1 protein-coding gene is annotated in these 1,007 nt (G+C 54.5%); it reads left to right on the top strand.

What is annotated here, in order from left to right:
* Positions 1-1,007: elongation factor Tu (gene tuf, locus ACLH1U_RS25160; protein ID WP_052542053.1), on the top strand; the 1,007-nt coding region annotated here is incomplete at both ends.

Genomic DNA, 1,007 nt, shown 5'->3' with positions numbered 1-1,007 from the left:
CTGGCTAAAACCTACGGTGGTTCCGCTCGCGCATTCGACCAGATCGATAACGCGCCGGAAGAAAAAGCTCGTGGTATCACCATCAACACCTCTCACGTTGAATATGACACCCCGACTCGCCACTACGCGCACGTAGACTGCCCGGGCCACGCCGACTATGTTAAAAACATGATCACCGGTGCTGCGCAGATGGACGGCGCGATCCTGGTTGTTGCTGCGACTGACGGCCCGATGCCGCAGACTCGTGAGCACATCCTGCTGGGTCGTCAGGTAGGCGTTCCGTACATCATCGTGTTCCTGAACAAATGCGACATGGTTGATGACGAAGAGCTGCTGGAACTGGTTGAGATGGAAGTTCGTGAACTGCTGTCTCAGTACGATTTCCCGGGCGACGACACTCCGATCGTTCGTGGTTCTGCTCTGAAAGCGCTGGAAGGCGACGCAGAGTGGGAAGCGAAAATCATCGAACTGGCTGGCCACCTGGATACCTATATCCCGGAACCAGAGCGTGCGATTGACAAGCCGTTCCTGCTGCCGATCGAAGACGTATTCTCCATCTCCGGTCGTGGTACCGTTGTTACCGGTCGTGTAGAGCGCGGTATCATCAAAGTGGGTGAAGAAGTTGAAATCGTTGGTATCAAAGAAACCGCGAAAACCACCTGTACTGGCGTTGAAATGTTCCGCAAACTGCTGGACGAAGGCCGTGCTGGTGAGAACGTAGGTGTTCTGCTGCGTGGTATCAAACGTGAAGAAATCGAACGTGGTCAGGTACTGGCTAAGCCGGGCACCATCAACCCGCACACCAAGTTCGAATCTGAAGTGTACATTCTGTCCAAAGACGAAGGCGGCCGTCATACTCCGTTCTTCAAAGGCTACCGTCCGCAGTTCTACTTCCGTACTACTGACGTGACTGGCACCATCGAACTGCCGGAAGGCGTAGAGATGGTAATGCCGGGCGACAACATCAAAATGGTTGTTACCCTGATCCACCCGATCGCGATGGACGA

The sequence above is a fragment of the Klebsiella sp. 1SOBk5mer genome (assembly GCF_046603115.1).
GTDB lineage: Bacteria > Pseudomonadota > Gammaproteobacteria > Enterobacterales > Enterobacteriaceae > Klebsiella > Klebsiella quasipneumoniae.
This window is presented reverse-complemented; position numbering and strand designations above follow the sequence as displayed.